Origin of the sequence: Pseudophaeobacter leonis, from assembly GCF_002087335.1 — a bacterium.
Taxonomy (GTDB): domain Bacteria; phylum Pseudomonadota; class Alphaproteobacteria; order Rhodobacterales; family Rhodobacteraceae; genus Pseudophaeobacter; species Pseudophaeobacter leonis.
The window spans coordinates 24675-40166 of record NZ_MWVJ01000005.1; the positions used below are offsets into that span (position 1 = coordinate 24675).

Consider the following 15492-nt stretch of genomic DNA (forward strand, 5'->3'; position numbering starts at 1 on the left):
GGGCATGTGGCGTCACCGGGGCCGATCAGGGGGGAGGGGTTTTGCGCGATAGGTGCAATCTGTTGTCACAGTTTTGATTTTGGCCTTCGTTTGAGCCCGGTATTCGTCCTAACGAAGGCCTTGGTCCTGACCGCAGCTTTAGTCCTGAGCCGCTCTGGCGGCGCTTTCGAGACAGCCAGAGCAGATCAGGGCTCAGAACTGGGGCTTTTTCAGCTCGGTTACCTGCGTGTCCAGCCACAGGCGCATCTGATCCACCCAGGTGACATAGGTGCTGAGATAGGGATCTGCCTGTGGCAGCAGCTCAGCGATTTGAGGCGCGTTACTGTAGACCATGACTAGGGCCAATATGGCGAGGATCGCCAGGGCAAACCCGCGGGTGAAGCCGGATTTGCGCGGCGGCGGCACCATGTCGCCCACCGGAGCAGGCGGGGCGGTATCCGCCGCCCGCAGCGTTGGGTTGATTTTTTTAATATCTTGCAGGACGCCGCGTTTCAGCCCGCTGGCTTCGGCGGCCCGACGGCGCGGGTCTTCGCCCCGAATGCGGGCCATACGATCAGAAGCCTGCCGGGTGCGGCGTGCCTCCTCGTTCTCAGGGAAATCATCCAGACCGAGGTTGGGCTGCGTTTCAAGCGCCTCGGCCTGGCCGTGCTCATTGGCCCGCAGGCTCGCCTCGCGCTCTGCCTCTTCGCGCAGGATCTCGCCAAGCGCCGGATCAAGGCGGCGCTTCTGCGGCGTCGCCTCAGGGGCCACAGCGTCAGAAACAGGCGCGGTTTCAGAGGCTGGACTGCTGTCGTGCGCGAGGCCCCGCCGGGGCTGCGGCCTGCTTGGGCGCGGTGCCCTCGCGACATCTTCAGCGTCTTGCGGTGATGCAGCCTCTTGCAGGGCTTTGGTGACTGCGACCTCAGGCGGGGTGGGATCCTGAAATGGCTCTGATGCGATTTCGGCCTCTGTGCGCTCTCTGCCCTCTGTGCCCTCAGTTTCCTCTGCTGCCAGCTCTGCGTCCTCTGCGGGCAGATCTTCATCCTCGGGCACCGCAGCCTCTGGACGGGAGGCGGTCGGCGCGGCCTCATGCCCGGCAGGTGGGACGCTTGGGTCATTGTCCTGCTCCTCGGCATCAATGTCATCTGTGGCCTGGCCAAAACCAGCAGTCTGCTGAAACCAGGTATCGCCGCAGTTGGAACACTGCACATCACGGCCTTCGTCGGGAATGACGTCATCCGGCACTTCGTACTGGGCACCGCAATTCGGGCAGGTCAGGCGCATAAATATCTCCTTGAACCCGGAGGCCTCCGGGAAACTGTCGGCAGTATTTCCAAATAACAATAGGCAGTTCCAAGCTTTCGCGAAAGGGTCAATCGCGTTTTGCTCCCCGTGGTGATAAGGCTGGTATTGTCGCTTTCAGCCATGGCCCATTGAAACTGACGACCCGCTAGGGCAAAACTGCGTGGCGCATACAGGGGACAGTCGTGATAGAGCTGGAAAACGTTGGTTACAACTACGGAGGAGGAGAGCTGCTGAGCCAGGTCTCGGTTAAACTCGCTCCGGGGTCCTTTCATTTCCTGACCGGGCCGTCAGGCTCGGGCAAGACCACGTTGATGAAGCTGTGCTACGGCGCTTTGTCTCCCACCTCGGGTCGGGTGCGTGCCATGAATATGGATGTGCAGGGGCTGGACCGCGATCAGATGGCGCATCTGCGCCGCCGCGTTGGCGTGGTGCATCAGGACTGCCGTTTTCTCGACCATCTGCCGGTGATCGAGAATATCGCCCTGCCGCTGATTGTTGCCGGCAAGGATCTGTCTCTGGAAGAGGCCAACCTGCGTGAGTTGCTGAACTGGGTCGGGCTGTCGCAACGTGCTGATGCGATGCCACCAGAGCTCTCTGGCGGCGAGCGGCAGCGGGCGGCCCTGGCGCGCTCAGTCATTCTGTCGCCGGATGTGATCATCGCGGATGAGCCGACCGGCAATGTGGACTGGGAAATGTCGCAACGCCTGCTGCAGTTGCTGGTAGAGCTCAACCGGATGGGCAAGACCATTTTGGTCGCAACCCATGATATGGCGCTGATCCGGGCCGCCAAGAAACAGGTGCAGGCCCGGGTGCTGCGGATCTCGTCAAAACAGTTGCAACAGGCGGGGGCAGACCTATGAGCGAGGGACGTCTACGCAAACTGATTGTGGGTGATGCCCAGGCGGATCGGGTGGTTCCCCCCAGCGGCTTTACGGCGCAGCTGACGCTGTTTGTCTCCGGTGCCATGGCCTTTCTGGCGGTCTTTGCGCTGGCGCTGTCGCTGGCCTCGGGGCGGCTGGCCAATCGCTGGGCAGATGAGCTGGCGCGGGCGGCCACGCTGCGCATCAATGCGCCTGCCGAACAACGTCTGGCACAGACCGAGGCGGCGCTGACCATTTTGCAACAAACACCGGGTGTCGCTTCTGCCCGGGCGCTGAGCACCGAAGAACAGGTTGCCTTGCTGGCCCCCTGGTTTGGGTCTGGCCTGCCCATCGACAGCCTGCCGGTTCCGCAATTGATCGAGGTGATCGAGGGCGACCCCGGCTATGATGGCACAGGCCTGCGACTACGGTTGCAGGCAGAGGTGCCGGGGGCGGTTCTGGATGACCACACCCGATGGCGCGCGCCCCTGGTGGATGCCGCCCGGGCGCTCAGGCGGCTGGGGGCGGTCTCTATCCTGCTGATCGCCGGGGCCACAGCCGCTATGATCACCCTTGCAGCCAATGCAGCCCTCGCGGCCAATGCGCAGGTGATCGAAGTGCTGCGGCTTGTCGGCGCTTTGGACAGCTATATTGCGCATGCCTTTATTCGCCGCTTTACCCTGCGCGCCCTTGGCGGTTCTGCCGTGGGGGTGGCGCTGGGCATGGTCGGAGTCTGGCTGATGCCTGCGGCCTCTAATGAGGGGGGATTTCTCACCGGGCTTGGCTTTCAGGGCTGGGCCTGGTTGCTGCCTCTGCTGATCCCTGTGTTGGGCGCCCTAGTGGCCTTTGCGGCGACAAGCCGGGCGGCTAAGAAACGTTTGGGAGATTTGACGTGAGATTTGCACTTCAGTGGCTGCGCTCGTTTCTTTTTGTGTTTCAGATCTATTTCATGATGCCGATCTTTGGCCTGCTGTTTGCCCCCTGGGCGATTTTCAGCAAACGCGGCGCGCGGGCCTGCTGCAAAAGCTATTCGCGCTGGGTGTTCTGGACCGCGCGTCTCATGGTGGGCATTCGCTGTGAGGTACGCGGCACGCCGCCAACGGGCGAGGTTTTGATTGCGGCCAAGCACCAGTCCTTTCTTGATATCATGATGATCTTCACGGCGCTGCCAACTGCCAAGTTCATCATGAAAAAAGAGATCCTGCGCACGCCTGTGATTGGCCAATATGCCAAATTGCTGGACTGCGTTGCGGTGGACCGGGGCAAACGCGGCGCGGCCATCGACAAGATGGTGGCGGATGTAAAGGCCGGGCATCAGGAGGCCGGGCAGCTGATTATCTATTCACAGGGCACCCGCGTCGCCCCTGGCGTCAAGGCGGATTACAAGGTCGGCACCGGGGTTCTGTATGAACAGCTGGCGCAGCCCTGTGTGCCTGTGGCGACCAATGTCGGCGTGCTCTGGCCGCGTACGGGTATTATGCGCAAACCCGGCGTGGCGGTGGTGGAGTTTCTCGACCAAATCGACGCGGGTCTCGACCGTAAAGAGTTCATGGAGACGCTTGAAACCCGGGTTGAGGCCAGGTCAAATGAACTGATGCGAGAACTGGGGTTTGATCCGGATGCAGTATCTTGAAACCATCGACGATCTAACGTCGCTTTATGGCACACCGGGGGCGCCCTCTCTGCGCAAGGTGGCCCGTCGGATGACGCCGCTGTACCGTCAATGGATCATGGCCTCAAAGCTGTGCATGTTGACCACGGTGGGGCCCGATGGCACAGACGATAGCCCGCGCGGCGATGACGGGCCGGTGGTGCTTGAACTTGACCCTGGCACCCTTGCCCTGCCGGACTGGCGCGGCAACAACCGTCTGGATTCCCTGCGCAATATTGTGTGCGATGGCCGGGTGTCTTTGATGTTTCTGGTGCCGGGCTCGAATAATGTGGTGCGCATCAATGGCACGGCCAAGGTGACGGCTGATGCGGATCTGCGCGCCCGGTTTGAAAAGGCGGGAAAACTACCTGCCACGATGATCGTGATCTCGATTGGCGAGATCTACAGCCAATGTGCCCGGGCGCTGATGCGGGCGGGCACCTGGAGCGGTGTCGACGAAAGCAAAGATCTGCCCACTGTGGGCGAGATCCTGGCTGAGCAGACGGGGGGACAAGAGGGCGGCGCCGACTATGACGCCGCCTGGGGTGCGCGGGCTGCTGCGACCATGTGGTGAGACAACAGCAGGGCCTGTAGCGCCCGCACAGAGTTTGCACTGGGTCTCTACGGTACCGGGTCGGTACGGTGGCGCGCCCTGTTGATGGGCCTTTAGGCGATGACTTCACCAATCAGCACCTGCGGCTGGATATTGGTGAAATTCGCCACATCCGCCATCACCGGCCCCGAGGCCTTCAATGCGGCGCCCATGGCCGCCTGATCGGCAAAGACGATACTTGCCACCGCATGAAATCCGGCCGGTTTGTCGGGGCCACCGGCGATGCCTTTGGTGACCAGAACCCGGTCGATATGGCTGCCCATATGTTCCTGAACCAGCGCCATGTGGGTATCGGCATAATAGCCGTGGTCAAAGGTGCTGTCGTCGCTGACTGGATAAATTACTTGTAGTGAAACGGCCATCTGTCGTCCTCCCCTGCGTTGAAACTGGCTGCAGTAGACAGGGCGGACAGTGATTTTCCAAATGAAACTTTTTGTGATGCTGCGTTCTTGTCTCAGCGGGCATGATTTTCTGCGTTGGGGATGCAAGGAAGAGAATGCTGCCGACAGACGCTCCCCAGTCGGGATAGGCGGAAAAGAAAACTCCCCATCGCTCTGGTGATTGGGCCTTACCGAGCAGCCAGCCTTTGCTGATGCTATCCGGCCCCATCGTAGCCTTGGGATCAATTGGCAATTCCGAGAATTCTTGTGCGACGATGGGCGCAATCAGATCAAGCAGTTCTTTGGCATCTAAAGCGGACAGCGCAAAGGGGTGGGTGGTTGTTACCTGGCAGCGCCGTGTCGCGAGCTGTAGAAAGCTGGCGGAGGCCTGATCTATCCACTGCGTAGAGGATGCTGTGTGCGCGTGGGGAACCAAGTCGGCCGATGCTTTGGCTGTCACGTCTTCTCCGCGATGATGCGGCAGGCAGTAGTCTTTGAAGAGTGTCGCAATGCGTTCAGCACGGCTTGGGACTGGCCAGAGGAGCGATGCCAGTCCGCAAGCCTGCGATCAGGCCAAGAGCCACAATGGGGGCAAGTATGGATTTTTTCACGGGGTCTGTGCGGCAGGTCCTGCGCCCCAGTTAAAAGGAAACCGGGGCGCAGAGATCTTGTTTAGCTATGGATCGCGCCGGTGCCGCAGGCCAGGGCGGCCTCACGCACGGCTTCCGAATAGGTTGGGTGCGCGTGGCAGGTGAGGGCCACATCTTCGGCAGAGGCGCCAAATTCCATCGCAACGCAGAGCTCATGGATCAGATCACCGGCACCGGGGCCGATGATCGCCGCGCCTAAGATTCGATCGGTTTCCTTGTCGGTGATGATTTTGACAAAGCCACCCTCGGCCTGATGCACCGCCTTGGCGCGGGCATTGGCCATAAAGTTGAACTTGCCAACCTTGACCTTGCGCCCCTCGGCCTTGAGCGCATCCTCGGTGGCGCCCACGGTGGCCACTTCGGGCGTGGTGTAGACCACACCGGGGATGACGCCATAGTTCACATGGCCATGCTTACCGGCGATCACATCTGCCACGGCCATGCCTTCGTCCTCGGCCTTGTGGGCCAGCATCGGGCCTTCAATGACATCGCCAATGGCAAAGAGGCCGGGCACATTGGCGCGCCACTGGGCGTCCGTCGCGATCTGGCCGCGCTCGGTCAGTTTGACACCCAGGGCATCGAGCCCGAGGCCCTCGGCATAGGCTTTGCGCCCGGTCGCGACCAGCACCACATCGGCGTCGATCACCTCGGCATCGCCACCCTTTTTGGGCTGGTATGTCACCTTGGCCTTGGTCTTGCTGGCCTCGACGCCCTGCACGGCGGCGCCCATGATGAAGGTGACGCCCTGCTTTTCCAGCATGCGTTTAAAGCCGCGCTGCACGTCCTTGTCCATGCCGGGGCAGACCGCATCCATGTATTCCACCACGGTGACCTCGGAGCCGAGGCGGGCATAGACCGAGCCCAGCTCAAGCCCGATGACACCGGCGCCAATCACCAGCATCTTTTTGGGAACCTTTGGCAGGTCCAGCGCGCCGGGGAGGTGACAACGACCTTCTCGTCGACCTCGACACCGGGCAGCGAGGAGGGCACAGAGCCGGTGGCCACGACGATATTTTTGGCCTCATGGGTCTCATCGCCGACCTTGACCTGACCGGCGGCCGGAATAGAGGCCCAGCCTTTGAGCCAGTCGATCTTGTTCTTTTTCATCAGGAATTCGACACCGCCGGTGTTCTGGCTGACGACGTCTTCCTTGTAGGATTTCATCTGGTTCCAGTCGACCGAAGGCGATTTGCCTTTGAGGCCCATGCCGGCAAAGTTGTGTTCGGCCTCGTGCAGCATATGCGTCGCATGCAGCAGTGCCTTTGACGGGATGCAGCCGATGTTGAGGCAGGTGCCGCCGAGGGTTTCGCGCCCCTCAACAATGGCGGTCTTGAGACCCAGCTGGGCGCAGCGGATGGCGCTGACATAGCCGCCGGGGCCTGCACCGATGATGATGACGTCATAGCTTGCCATTTTTAAAAGGTCCTTTGCGGTTGAGCGGGGGAGGGGCGCTGCCCCCGGCCCTGATGGGCCTCCCCCGAGGTATTTGAGAGAAGGTGAATGGTCATATGAGGGCGGCAACCAGCATGGCGGTGGTGGCGACGAGCCCCACGGCCCAGATCAGGGAGCGCCAGGGGCTGAGCCCGAAGGCGTAGGCGGGGACATAAAGAATGCGGGCGCCGAGGTAGGTCCAGGCGCAGGCGGTGGTGAAGGGCGTGGATTGATCCCCAAGCGTGACAACGATGCAGGCGATGGAGAAGAGGATCAGCCCCTCGAAGTGGTTGTTCATGGCGCGTTTTAGCCGTCCGGCAGTGCCGGTGAGTTCCACGGCTGTATCACGCGGGCCAAAGGCGACCTTGCGGCTGACCTGCTGGTTGGCCGTGAAGGAATAGGCGCAGAACTGCAGGACGCAGCAGGGCAGCGAGGGTGAGGATGGTGAGTTCGGTGGTCATTTTAGGGCCTCGTCCAGAAAATCATCGCCTTCGATGTAATGGGCGTCCAATGTCCCTTGGCGGAACGGCATGGCGACTAGAGTGAGCGACGCACCATCGGAAAAGGAAAGTTGAGAGAGTATGAGGATAGATTTCCGACACGCTCTCGATGGTTCTTCCCGATCAGGTTTTTTTTACCCACTCGGGAAGAACCCATTTGGTCAATTACAGATCCATCAGCAGGCGGCGGGGATCTTCCAGCGCTTCTTTGACGCGCACCAGGAAGGTCACAGCCCCTTTGCCGTCGACGATGCGGCGGACGTAGCTCAGCGCCAGATACATCATCGGGCGGATCACCACTTCACCGTTGATCGCCATGGGGCGGTCCTGGATCTTGTGCATGCCCAGAATGCCGGACTGCGGTGGGTTCAGGATCGGCGAAGACATGAGGGAACCATAGACGCCACCGTTGGAGATCGTGAAGGTGCCGCCCTGCATCTCTGCCATCGATAGCTTGCCGTCACGGGCGCGTTTGCCTTTTTCGGAAATTGCCTTTTCGATCTCGGCAAATGACATGGCGTCGGCGTCGCGGATCACCGGAACCACCAGGCCGGTCGGGGTGCCGGCAGCAACGCCCATGTGGACAAATTTCTTGTAGACCACATCGGTGCCGTCGATTTCGGCATTGACCTCAGGCACTTCTTTCAGCGCGTGGCAGCAGGCCTTGGTGAAGAAGGACATAAAGCCCAGACGCACACCGTGCTTTTTCTCAAACTGGTCTTTGTACTGAGTGCGCAGGGCCATGACCTCGCCCATGTCCACCTCGTTATAGGTGGTCAGCATGGCGGCGGTATTCTGGCTTTCTTTCAGGCGCTTGGCAATCGTCTGGCGCAGGCGGGTCATTTTCACCCGCTCTTCGCGTGACGCATCATCTGCGGGCACAGGCGCGCGCGGTGTTGGCGCTGCGGCAGCTGGGGCCGGAGCGGCAGCGGCGGCTGCCATGGCGCGGGTGACATCGTCCTTCATGATCCGACCATCGCGACCTGTGCCTGCAACTCTGGCGGCAGAGAGCCCGGCTTCGGCCATGGCCTTTTCCGCCGATGGCGCATTGGCGATGTCCTTGCCTGCGGCGGCAGGAGCCACTGCGGCTGCGGGCGCCGTGGCTGGCGCCGCCGCGACGGCTGCCCCTGCGCCTGAGATCTCACCAAGTTTGGCGCTGGCCTCGACAGTACTGCCTTCTGCGGCGGTGATTTCCGCCAGCACGCCTGCGGCAGGTGAAAGCACCTCGACCGAGACCTTGTCGGTTTCCAGCTCACAGAGCATCTCGTCCTGGGCCACGGTGTCGCCGACCTTTTTGAACCAGACCGAAACGGTGGCCTCGGTCACAGATTCGCCAAGCGTGGGCACCATCACATCAGTACTGCCACCTGTGGCGGCAGGGGCCGCAGGGGCCGCAGCAGCAGGCGCTGCAACGGCTGCCGGAGCTGCGGCGGCGCCGGAGGCAGTAATATTGGCCAGCAGCGCGTCAACGCCGACCGTGTCGCCTTCATTGGCGACGATATCGGCCAGCACGCCTGCGGCGGGAGCAGGCACCTCGACGGTAACCTTGTCGGTTTCCAGCTCACAGAGCATTTCATCCTGCGCTACAGTGTCGCCGGGTTTCTTGAACCAGGTGGCGACAGTGGCTTCGGTAACGGATTCGCCCAAAGTGGGCAGCGAACTTCGGTGGTCATGACTGTCTTCCTCAGATGCTCAGCGCGTCGTTCACGAGCGCAGCTTGTTGGGCTTTATGTTGGCTGGCGAGACCGGTTGCAGGCGACGCCGAGGTGGCACGGCCGACGTAAGCGGGCCGGGTGTGCTTGGCCTTGATGCGGCTCAGCACCCATTCGATATTGGGCTCAATAAAGGACCAGGCCCCCTGGTTCTTGGGCTCTTCCTGACACCAGACCATCTCAGCGCCGTTGAACCGTTCTATCCTTTCGACCAGCGAGATCGCCGGGAAAGGATAGAACTGTTCAACCCGCATGAGATAGACATCGTCGATCCCACGGGCATCGCGCTCTTCCAGCAGGTCATAGTAGACCTTGCCCGAGCACATGACGACGCGCTTGATCTTGTCATCAGAGGCCAGTTGCGTGTCGGAATTACCCTTTTGGGCATCATCCCACAGCACCCGGTGGAAGCTGGAGCCGGTGGTGAAATCCTCGGCATTGCTAACAGCCATCTTGTGGCGCAGCAGCGATTTGGGCGTCATCAGCATCAGCGGTTTACGGAACGAGCGGTGCAGCTGGCGGCGCAGGATGTGGAAGTAGTTGGCTGGCGTGGTGCAGTTGGCCACGATCCAGTTGTCCTGACCACACATCTGCAGGAACCGCTCCAGACGGGCGGAGGAGTGTTCCGGCCCCTGGCCCTCAAACCCGTGCGGCATCAGGCAGACCAGACCGGACATCCGCAGCCATTTGCTTTCGCCGGAAGAGATGAACTGATCAAACATGATCTGCGCGCCATTGGCAAAATCGCCAAACTGGGCTTCCCAGAGGGTCAGCGCGTTGGGTTCCGCCAGCGAGTAGCCATATTCAAACCCCAGAACCGCATATTCCGACAGGGCAGAATCGATCACATCAAAATGTGACTGGCCTGCGCGGATATTGTTGAGCGGGAAGTAGCGCTCTTCTGTGTTCTGGTTGATGATGCCGGAGTGGCGCTGCGAGAAGGTGCCACGGGTGGCATCCTGTCCCGACAGACGGACCGGAAAGCCCTCGGTCAGCAAGGAGCCAAAGGCCAGTGCTTCACCGGTGGCCCAGTCAAAGCCCGCGCCGCTTTCAAACATCTTGCCGCGGGTTTCCAGAACCCGGCCAACGGTGCGGTGCATCGGGAAGCCTTCGGGCACGCTGGCCAGGGACTTGCCGATTTCGGCCATGGTTTCAGGCTCAATCGCGGTCTTGCCGCGCTGGTATTTGTTTTCTTTCTGACGGTCCAGATGCGACCAGCGACCATCAAGCCAGTCGGCCTTGTTTGGTTTGTAGTCTTTGCCGGCCTCGAACTCTTCGTTCAGCTGGGCCTGAAACGCGGCCTTCATGTCCTCGATCTCGCCCTCGGGGATCAGGCCATCCTTGACCAGACGTTCCGTATAAAGGCTGAGCGTGGTTTTGTGGCCTTTGATCCGTTTGTACATCAGGGGGTTGGTGAACATGGGCTCGTCGCCCTCGTTGTGACCAAACCGGCGATAGCAAAAGATGTCGAGAACAACGTCCTTGCCGAATTTCTGGCGGAACTCGGTGGCCACCTTGGCGGCATGTACCACGGCCTCGGGGTCATCACCATTGACGTGGAAGATCGGCGCCTCGACCACCAGCGCGTTGTCGGTGGGGTAGGGCGAGGAGCGCGAGAAATGCGGCGCCGTGGTGAAACCGATCTGGTTGTTCACCACGATATGCATGGTGCCGCCGGTTTTGTGACCCTTCAGTCCCGACAGCGCAAAACACTCTGCCACAACACCCTGGCCGGCAAAGGCCGCATCGCCGTGCAGCAGGATCGACAGAACCTTGCCGCGCGCACCGTCGTTTTTCTGATCCTGTTTGGCGCGGACCTTGCCCAGAACCACCGGGTTCACCGCCTCAAGGTGCGAGGGGTTGGCGGTCAGGCTGAGGTGCACGGTATTGCCGTCAAATTCGCGATCCGACGAGGCGCCAAGGTGGTATTTCACATCGCCCGAGCCATCAACGTCTTCGGGCTTAAAGCTGCCGCCCTGGAACTCGTTGAAAATGGCGCGGTAGGGTTTTTGCATCACATTGGCCAGAACCGACAAGCGGCCCCGGTGTGGCATACCAATGACGATCTCTTCGACGCCCAGGTTGCCACCGCGTTTGATGATCTGCTCCATCGCCGGGATCAGGCTCTCGCCGCCATCCAGACCAAAGCGCTTGGTGCCCATGTATTTGACGTGCAGGAATTTTTCAAAACCCTCGGCCTCGACCATTTTGTTCAGGATCGCCTTGCGACCCTCACGGGTAAAGCGGATCTCTTTGTCGTAGCCCTCAATGCGTTCCTTCAGCCAGGCGGACTGGCCGGGGTCAGAAATATGCATGTATTGCAGCGCAAAGGTACCACAGTAGGTGCGTTTTACGATCTCGACGATCTGGCGCATGCTTGCGACCTGCAGCCCCAGAACATTGTCGATAAAGATCGGGCGATCCATGTCGGCGTCCAGAAAGCCATAGCTTTGCGGGTCCAGCTCGGGGTGGGGGGCGTCACTGCGCATCGACAGCGGGTCAAGATCGGCCGCCAGGTGACCCCGGATCCGGTAGGCGCGGATCAGCATCAGGGCGCGGATCGAATCGAGCACGGCGCGCTGGATCTGCTCATCCGAGACTTCCACACCGGCCTTGACCGCCTTTTCGGCAATCTTTTTGCCCGCAGCCTTTGCCTCGACCGGCGCAGGCCATTCGCCAGTCAGGGCGGCGGTCAGGTCATCATTGGGAGCGGGCGGCCAGTCAGGGCGTGCCCAGGAAGGACCCTGGGCCTCAGCCTTCACATCCAGGTCAGCATCGCCCATCTGGCGAAAGAACTCGCCCCAGGCGGCATCAACCGCATTCGGGTCATTGGCATATTGCGCATAGAGCTGTTCGAGATACTCGGCATTATGCCCCTGCATGAAGGAGGAGGCGTGGAACAGGTCGTTGGGAGAGTTATCGGTCATGGATGTTCTCACTGCGAAAGGTCAGAGGCGAAAATTTATAGGGTACAGGGTGGTGTTGGCGTAGGGCTTTGACCACCGGGTATATTGCAGACATCTTTCGCAATACTTACGGAGGTTTTATCTGTGTCAGCTGCAGAGCCCTGCGATGAAAGCTCAGCCAGCGGGGTGTGCTGTAGGGGCGCGGCTGCTTCGGCCTCTGCCAGGGCGGCGGGTGGCGGTATCGCGGACATCTGATCTGCGGAGATGGGTGTTGGCTCGTTTTGCGGCGCGGCGGCCTGCTCCTGACGTTTCAGGCTCCTGGCCTCGGCGAGCGAAATCTGACGCCAGCCTTCACCATCCTGCACATAGGCGACACGCGGACTGGGGCCACTGCAGCCGGTTGCCAGAACCACTGATGCAAGGGCTGCACATATCAGTCTCATAGTCATGGGGCCTGCCGTAACTGAGTAGGGTTTTCGGGGCGAATTCATTCGCCCCGAAGAACTATTAACCTTTGATGGCTTTCAGCACCGCTTCGCCAAGGCCGGCGGGGCTTTCGGCAACAACGATACCAGCAGAGCGCATGGCTTCGATCTTGTCCTCAGCGCCACCTTTGCCACCGGCGACGATTGCGCCAGCGTGGCCCATGCGACGGCCGGGAGGGGCAGTCCGGCCGTCGCTGAAACCAGCCACGGGCTTCCAGCGGCCTTTTTTGCGCTGCTCGGCGAGGAATGCTGCGGCTTCCTCTTCGGCAGAACCACCGATTTCACCAATCATGATGATCGACTGGGTCTCATCATCGTCGAGGAAGAGATCCAGCACGTCGATGTGCTCGGTGCCCTTGATGGGATCACCACCGATGCCAACAGCCGAAGACTGGCCCAGGCCGATGTCGGAGGTCTGTTTCACCGCTTCATAGGTCAGGGTGCCGGACCGCGACACAACACCAACAGAGCCACGTTTGTGGATGTGACCGGGCATGATGCCGATTTTGCAGGCGTCAGGGGTGATCACGCCGGGGCAGTTGGGGCCGATCAGGCGCGATTTAGAGCCTTCCAGCGCGCGCTGAACCCGCATCATGTCCAGAACCGGGATGCCTTCGGTGATGCAGACGATCAGCTCCATCTCGGCGTCGATTGCCTCGAGGATTGAGTCAGCGGCGAAGGGGGGCGGCACGTAGATGACAGAAGCGTTTGCTTCGGTCACATGCCTGGCTTCGTGCACCGAGTTGAAGACGGGCAGACCAAGGTGGTTGATGCCGCCTTTGCCTGGGGTCACACCGCCGACCATTTTGGTGCCATAGGCAATGGCCTGTTCAGAGTGAAAGGTGCCCTGCGAGCCGGTAAAGCCCTGACAGATAACCTTGGTGTTTTCGTCGATGAGGACTGCCATTTTAGGAGTCTCCTAATTTGTCTTGAGAAAGACTGCTTCCATCAAGGAAGCTTTCTCTTTTCGATGAAACTTGACTTCGAGTGTGATGAGGTCGGGGTAGCCTGCTTCCCAAGCGGTGCCGAAGGTGAACCCGCCAGAAAGGTCAGATTTGTGACTTGGCCCCTGGGGCAAGTGCTGCTGAGCTTGGCTTGTTAGATTCTTCGCGTAGGATGCGTCTGTTCCATATTGAGTGACGAGGAGGCGTACATGGTCTGCACTAAGAGACGCGCGATGGTCACGAATACCGACAATGTAAAAATCTTCGTCTGTGTTGGCTGCTTCTAAGTAGCTTAGGTGGCTGCCAGTGCTTTCTTTGGAAACAATGCGAAATCCTGCTTGGATAGACAATTTCTCTAAGGCTTCAAGGTTCGGAACCGTTTGCACGGCACGATCAAAAAGCGAAACAAATTCGTCTTGTGAAACCGCAGTCTCCGCCTGTGACGGAGCCGAAATTAGCACGGACAAAATCGCAAAGAGAAATTGACGAAGCATTCTCTGACTTACCCTTTAACCGCTTTTACGATCTTCTCGGCGCCGTCAGAGAGGTTGTCGGCTGCGATCACGTCAAGACCAGAGGTGTTGATGATCTCTTTGCCGGCTTCCACATTGGTGCCCTCAAGACGGACAACCAGCGGAACCTTCAGGCCCACTTCTTTCACCGCGGCAACAACACCCTCGGCGATCACATCGCAGCGCATGATGCCGCCGAAGATGTTGACCAGGATGCCTTTGACCTGTGGATCAGAGGTGATGATCTTGAACGCTTCGGTGACTTTCTCTTTGGTGGCGCCGCCACCAACATCGAGGAAGTTTGCAGGCTCAGCACCATAGAGTTTGATGATGTCCATGGTGGCCATCGCCAGACCGGCGCCGTTCACCATGCAGCCGATCTCACCGTCGAGCGCGATGTAGTTCAGGTCGTACTTGGAGGCTTCCAACTCTTTGGGGTCTTCTTCGGTGGTGTCGCGCAGCTCAGCCACATCGGGGTGGCGGTACATGGCGTTGCCGTCAAAGCTGACCTTGGCGTCGAGCACTTTCAGATCACCGGTGTCAGAGACGATCAGCGGGTTGATTTCCAGCATCTCCATGTCTTTGTCGGTGAAGGCCTGGTACAGCTGGCCCATCAGTTTGACGCACTGCTTGATCTGCTGGCCCTCAAGGCCGAGCGAGAAGGCGATGCGACGGCCGTGGAACGCCTGATAGCCGGTGGCTGGATCAACGCTGAACGACAGGATCTTTTCCGGGGTAGAGGCGGCAACCTCTTCGATGTCCATGCCGCCCTCGGTGGAGCAGACAAAGGAGATGCGCGAGGTCTGGCGATCCACCAGCAGCGCCAGGTACAATTCGGTCTGAATGCCCGAGCCCGCCTCAATATAGATGCGGTTGACCTGTTTGCCGGCGGGGCCGGCCTGATGCCTGACCAGGGTGCGGCCCAGCATTTTCTTGGCTTCTTCCGAGGCCTCTTCGACCGATTTGGTGAGGCGTACACCGCCTTTTTCACCGGCATCGGCTTCTTTGAAAGAGCCCTTGCCGCGACCGCCGGCATGGATCTGTGCTTTTACCACCCAAAGTGGGCCGTCAAGCTCCCCTGCGGCGGATTTGGCTTCGTCGGCCTTCAGTACGATGCGACCGTCGGAAACTGGCGCTCCATAGCTGCGAAGAAGGGCCTTGGCCTGATATTCGTGGATGTTCATGAGAAACTGTCCCGTCTGGCTTCAATAATCTCTGTCATACCGCCGTCATATGCCAAATCTTTAAAGGTTTTTCTTATGCCGCGCGGGTTTTTCACGAAGATTTTCACTATTTGTGATCACAGGTTTTTTACGCGTGATCACAACTGCGGCAAAACCAGGCGCCTGCGCAAGCGAATCAACCCGTGGGTTGAAGAGAGGAGGTGCAACTAAGACAAAAGCCTTGAACCTGAATTTTTCAAAAAACAGGGCCGGGCGCTGTGGCGTTGTTTGGGTGGTGCCGCGATGCTTGTCTGGCACTTGTCCTGAGCGCGGGTCCTGAGCGCATGGCCTGCTGATCGCACGGCCAGAGCGGATGGCCTGAGCGCACGGCCTGGCCCTCA

Annotated in this window: 12 protein-coding genes and 3 pseudogenes; 4 read left to right on the top strand and 11 right to left on the bottom strand. The window is 60.0% G+C overall.

All coding sequences use genetic code 11. The annotated features are described in order from the left end of the window. Window positions 1–192: 192 nt before the first annotated feature. Complete coding sequence (locus B4968_RS01815) at window positions 193–1263, bottom strand: zinc-ribbon domain-containing protein (RefSeq protein WP_083096104.1); 1071 nt, start codon at window positions 1261–1263, stop codon at window positions 193–195. 203 nt (window positions 1264–1466) lie between these two features. Here B4968_RS01815 and B4968_RS01820 point away from each other — a divergent pair, with 203 nt between their 5' ends. Genes B4968_RS01820 through B4968_RS01835 form a run of 4 tightly spaced genes read left to right on the top strand, consistent with a single transcriptional unit; the run spans window position 1467 to window position 4369 of the window. Then, window positions 1467–2144 (top strand): cell division ATP-binding protein FtsE, encoded by a 678-nt coding sequence (locus tag B4968_RS01820; RefSeq protein ID WP_083096106.1) that lies wholly within the window; start codon window positions 1467–1469, stop codon window positions 2142–2144. Beyond that, on the top strand, window positions 2141–3040 hold the full coding sequence (locus B4968_RS01825; RefSeq protein WP_083096108.1) for a cell division protein FtsX: 900 nt from the start codon (window positions 2141–2143) through the stop codon (window positions 3038–3040). The genes B4968_RS01820 and B4968_RS01825 overlap by 4 nt, the downstream gene beginning before the upstream one ends. Next, entirely contained in the window at window positions 3037–3777 is a 741-nt protein-coding gene (locus B4968_RS01830) for a lysophospholipid acyltransferase family protein (protein ID WP_083096110.1), read from the top strand. The genes B4968_RS01825 and B4968_RS01830 overlap by 4 nt, the downstream gene beginning before the upstream one ends. Next, on the top strand, window positions 3764–4369 hold the full coding sequence (locus tag B4968_RS01835) for a pyridoxamine 5'-phosphate oxidase family protein (RefSeq protein ID WP_083096112.1): 606 nt from the start codon (window positions 3764–3766) through the stop codon (window positions 4367–4369). The genes B4968_RS01830 and B4968_RS01835 overlap by 14 nt, the downstream gene beginning before the upstream one ends. 92 nt (window positions 4370–4461) lie before the next feature. On the opposite strand, the gene B4968_RS01840 is transcribed toward B4968_RS01835, so the two are convergent. The 10 genes and pseudogenes from B4968_RS01840 to B4968_RS01890 all read right to left on the bottom strand — a co-directional run bounded on the left by B4968_RS01840 (window position 4462) and on the right by B4968_RS01890 (window position 15409). Beyond that, window positions 4462–4770, bottom strand: coding sequence for an EthD family reductase (locus tag B4968_RS01840; RefSeq protein ID WP_083096113.1), 309 nt, complete (start codon window positions 4768–4770; stop codon window positions 4462–4464). Window positions 4771–5460: 690 nt separating this feature from the next. Further along, a pseudogene (gene lpdA, locus B4968_RS01850) lies at window positions 5461–6851 on the bottom strand (dihydrolipoyl dehydrogenase). A gap of 91 nt (window positions 6852–6942) precedes the next feature. Beyond that, window positions 6943–7330 (bottom strand): annotated as a pseudogene (locus B4968_RS01855) (MAPEG family protein). A 204-nt stretch (window positions 7331–7534) separates the two neighbouring features. Then, window positions 7535–9042: pseudogene (odhB, locus tag B4968_RS01860) on the bottom strand (2-oxoglutarate dehydrogenase complex dihydrolipoyllysine-residue succinyltransferase). Between the two features lie 11 nt (window positions 9043–9053). Next, window positions 9054–12008, bottom strand: coding sequence for a 2-oxoglutarate dehydrogenase E1 component (locus B4968_RS01865; protein ID WP_083096114.1), 2955 nt, complete (start codon window positions 12006–12008; stop codon window positions 9054–9056). Between the two features lie 35 nt (window positions 12009–12043). After that, the gene (locus B4968_RS01870; RefSeq protein WP_139792544.1) at window positions 12044–12436 is read right to left on the bottom strand and encodes a hypothetical protein; all 393 of its coding nucleotides are present in this window, start codon (window positions 12434–12436) and stop codon (window positions 12044–12046) included. A gap of 58 nt (window positions 12437–12494) precedes the next feature. Continuing rightward, complete coding sequence (gene sucD / locus B4968_RS01875) at window positions 12495–13379, bottom strand: succinate--CoA ligase subunit alpha (protein WP_083096117.1); 885 nt, start codon at window positions 13377–13379, stop codon at window positions 12495–12497. A gap of 12 nt (window positions 13380–13391) precedes the next feature. Then, window positions 13392–13910 carry a hypothetical protein gene (locus tag B4968_RS01880; protein WP_083096119.1) on the bottom strand — a complete coding sequence of 173 codons (519 nt, stop codon included), beginning with the start codon at window positions 13908–13910 and terminating at the stop codon, window positions 13392–13394. A gap of 8 nt (window positions 13911–13918) precedes the next feature. After that, window positions 13919–15112: an ADP-forming succinate--CoA ligase subunit beta gene (gene sucC / locus B4968_RS01885; protein ID WP_083096121.1), complete on the bottom strand. Its 1194-nt coding sequence runs from the start codon at window positions 15110–15112 to the stop codon at window positions 13919–13921. A 60-nt stretch (window positions 15113–15172) separates the two neighbouring features. Continuing rightward, window positions 15173–15409 carry a hypothetical protein gene (locus tag B4968_RS01890; protein ID WP_083096123.1) on the bottom strand — a complete coding sequence of 79 codons (237 nt, stop codon included), beginning with the start codon at window positions 15407–15409 and terminating at the stop codon, window positions 15173–15175. Window positions 15410–15492: the final 83 nt, after the last annotated feature.